Source organism: Actinoplanes sp. NPDC048791 (assembly GCF_040650095.1).
Classification (GTDB): domain Bacteria; phylum Actinomycetota; class Actinomycetes; order Mycobacteriales; family Micromonosporaceae; genus Actinoplanes.
This window is the reverse complement of record NZ_JBEZGQ010000910.1, coordinates 1-3,363: the sequence shown is the minus strand read 5'-3', so window position 1 is coordinate 3,363 and position 3,363 is coordinate 1. Positions and strand designations below refer to the sequence as shown.

The 3,363-nt window shown below is 72.2% G+C and carries 3 protein-coding genes; all 3 read left to right on the top strand.

Annotated elements, in window-relative coordinates; translation table 11 throughout:
- A partial coding sequence (locus AB0C29_RS39560; protein WP_360831851.1) for a hydantoinase/oxoprolinase family protein occupies nucleotides 1-814 on the top strand: 814 nt, incomplete at its 5' end.
- Between the two features lies 1 nt (nucleotide 815).
- On the top strand, nucleotides 816-2,687 hold the full coding sequence (locus AB0C29_RS39555) for a hydantoinase B/oxoprolinase family protein (protein WP_360831849.1): 1,872 nt from the start codon (nucleotides 816-818) through the stop codon (nucleotides 2,685-2,687).
- 1 nt (nucleotide 2,688) lies between these two features.
- Entirely contained in the window at nucleotides 2,689-3,309 is a 621-nt protein-coding gene (locus tag AB0C29_RS39550) for an isochorismatase family protein (RefSeq protein ID WP_360831847.1), read from the top strand.
- The last annotated feature ends 54 nt before the right edge of the window (nucleotides 3,310-3,363 follow it).

Here is a 3,363-nt window from a genome sequence, read left to right as displayed (position 1 = left end):
GAACCGCGCGGACATGTGCACGAGACATGGAGCCTCCCTGCGCCTGGTCAGCGTGCAGCAGGGTTTCGACCCGCGCGACTTCGCCCTGGTCGCCTTCGGTGGGGCCGGGCCGCTGCACGCCAACGCGCTGGGCCGGTTGACCGGGGCCTGGCCGGTGATCGTGCCGCCGTCGCCCGGTGTGCTGTGCGCGCTCGGCGACGCCACCACGTCCGCGCGCGACGAGTCCGCCCGTACGGTGCTGCGCAAGCTCGACGAGCTGGACGCCGGGGAGCTGCGGATCGTCTTCGGCGAACTGGCCGCGGCCGCGTCGCAGCGGCTGGCCGACCAGGGCATCCCGGTCGCCGGGCACACCACGACGTACTCGGCCGATCTGCGCTTCGTCGGGCAGGGCAACGAGCTCGCGGTCACTTTCGACGCCGATCTGCTGGCCGCGGCCGACGGCTGCGAGCAGCTCGCCCGGCGCTTCGACGCCGAGCACGAGCGGCTGTTCTCCTTCACCCTGCCCGCCGGGCACGAGCTGGTGAACGCGCGCGCCACCGTCACCGGCCCCCGGCCGCGGGTGGCCCCGATCCGGCTCGAGCCCGGCGACGGCGACGTCTCGGCCGCCCGCAGCGGTGACACCCGGATCTACGTCGACGGCGCCTACGTCGACGCCGGGCTCTACGACCGGCTCAAACTGCGCGCCGGTGACGTGGTCCCCGGCCCGGCGATCGTGGTCGAGATGGACTCCACCACCCTGGTGCTGCCCGGGCACACCGCCACCGCCGACGCCGCCGGCAGTCTGCTCATCCGTCCCAGCGTTACGGAGGCCTGAGATGGCGCGCATCGTCGAACCGAACAGCACCCCGGTCCCGCGGGTCGAGGTCGACCCGGTCACCCTCGACCTGGTCGAGAACGGGTTGCGCAACGCCCGGTACGAGATGGACGAGGTGCTGTTCCGGACCGCGCTCTCGCCCGGCATCCGCGAGCAGCACGACGAGTTCCCGCTGATCGCCGACCCGGCCGGGAAGATGGTGGTGGGCCAGTTCGGCCTGTCCATCCCGGACTTCCTGGCCGGCTTCGACGGTGACATCGGCGAGGGCGACATCCTGCTCACCTCCGACCCGTACGCGTGCGGCGCCGCGATCAGCCACGCCAACGACTGGCTGGTGGTGCTGCCGATCTTCGTCGAGGGCCGGGTGGTCGGCTGGGCGTCGATGTTCGGGCACATGTCGGACGTCGGCGGCAAGACCCCGTCGTCCATGCCCACCGACGCGCGGACCATCTACGAGGAAGGCGTGGTGATCCCGCCGTTCAAGCTGTACGACGCCGGCCGGGTCAACGAGGACGCGCTGCGGATCATCCTCAACCAGGTGCGGGTGCCGGACTGGAACCGCGCCGACCTCAACGGGCTGGTCGCCGCCTGCCGGACGGCCGCGCGCCGGGTGCAGGAGATGTGCGCCCGGTTCGGGGTGGACACGTACCTGTCGGCGCTGGACGCCCTGTTGCAGCGCAACCACGACGCGATGAAGGCCCTGCTGCACCTCGTCTTCCAAGAGGGCCGGACGCTGTCGTTCACCGACTACATCTGCGACGACGGTGTGGGTTACGGCCCGTACGAGCTGAAGCTGTCGCTGACCCGCACCGGCGACAAGGTGCACCTGGACTTCACCGGCTCGTCGCCGCAGGCCCGGGGCCCGATCAACTACTACCTGAACGAGAACCTGGCCCGGATGTTCTTCGGCATCTACATGATCACCGTGGCCGACCCACAGATCCTCTGGAACGACGGCTTCTATCCGCTGGTCGACGTGACCATCCCGGACGGCTCGTACTGGAAGCCGAAGCATCCGGCCGCCCTCAACGCCCGCAACCACGGCATCGGCCGGGTCTTCGACCTGTTCGGCGGCCTGCTCGGGCAGACCAATCCGGCGCTGCTCAACGCGGCCGGCTTTTCCTCGTCGCCGCACTTCATGTACTCCGGGAACTACTCCGGCGGCGACCGCAAGGGGGAGTGGTTCCAGCTGTACTCGATCGGCTTCGGCGGCATCCCCGGCCGGCCGCTGGGTGACGGCCCGGACGGGCACTCGTTGTGGCCCAGCTTCGTCAACATCCCGTGCGAGTTCCTGGAGTCGTACTACCCGCTGCGGATCGAGAAGTGGGAGACGATCGCCGACACCGGGGGCGCGGGGCTGCATCGCGGCGGCAACGGTGTCGACGTCGCGTACCACTTCCTCGAGCCCGGGACCATCGCCATCCACGACGACCGCTGGCTGATGTACCCGTGGGGCGTCAACGGCGGCGAGCCGGGCGCCCGGGGCCGCAAGTGGATCGACCGGGCCGACGGCACCCGGGAGATCCTGCCGAGCAAGTGCCACGACGTGCCGGTCGGCCCGGGCGACGTGCTGCACTTCGTCACCTGGGGTGGTGGCGGCTGGGGCGACCCGCTGGCCCGCGACGCGGACCTGGTCGCCCTCGAGGTCCGGCGCGGCCTGGTCACCAGCGAGGGTGCGCGGCGCTACGGCGTGGTCGTCGACGACACCGGTACGCCGGACGGGGCGGCCACCGAGGCCCTGCGGATCCGGCTGCGCGCCGAGCGTCCGCGCGAGCTGCCGGTGTTCGACATGGGTCCCGGCCTGGACGAGATCCTGGCCCGGTGCCAGGAGGAGACCGGCCTGCCCGCGCCGACCCGTCCCGTGTGGGCCTGACGTGAGCGCCGCGTTCGGTGGCGAGCTGGGCTGGGGCCGGCGCCCCGCCCTGCTCGTGATCGACATGATGCGGGCCTACTTCACCGCCGGGAGCCCGTTCGACCGGGGCTCCCGCACCGCCGTCGACGGGTGCGCGGTGCTGCTGGCCGCGGCGCGCGACGCCGGGCTGCTGGTGGTGCACACCCGGGTGCGGTACACCGCCGGGCTGGCCGACGGTGGCCTGTTCGTCCGCAAGGTGCCCGGTCTGGCGGTGCTCGCCGAGGGCGCCGGAGAGCTCGGCCAGTTCGTCCCCGGCCTCGAACCCCGCCCGGGCGAGGTCGTCGTGGCCAAGCAGTACGCGTCCGCCTTCTTCGGCACCTCGCTGGCGGCGACCCTCACCGCCGCCGGGGTCGACACCACGGTGATCGCCGGCGTCTCGACCTCCGGCTGTGTCCGGGCCAGTGCCACCGACGCGATGCAGCACGGCTTCCGCCCGATCGTGGCCGCCGACGCCTGCGGTGACCGCAGCCCGGCGGTGCACGACGCCAACCTCTACGACCTGGCCGCCAAGTACGCCGACGTCACCACCGTCGCGGCGGTGTGCGCGCACCTGGCGGCCGGACCGCTCAGCCCACCGGACTGAACCGCACCCCGCTCAGCCGGGCCCCGGCGCTCGGGAAGACGAGGTAGAGGTCGC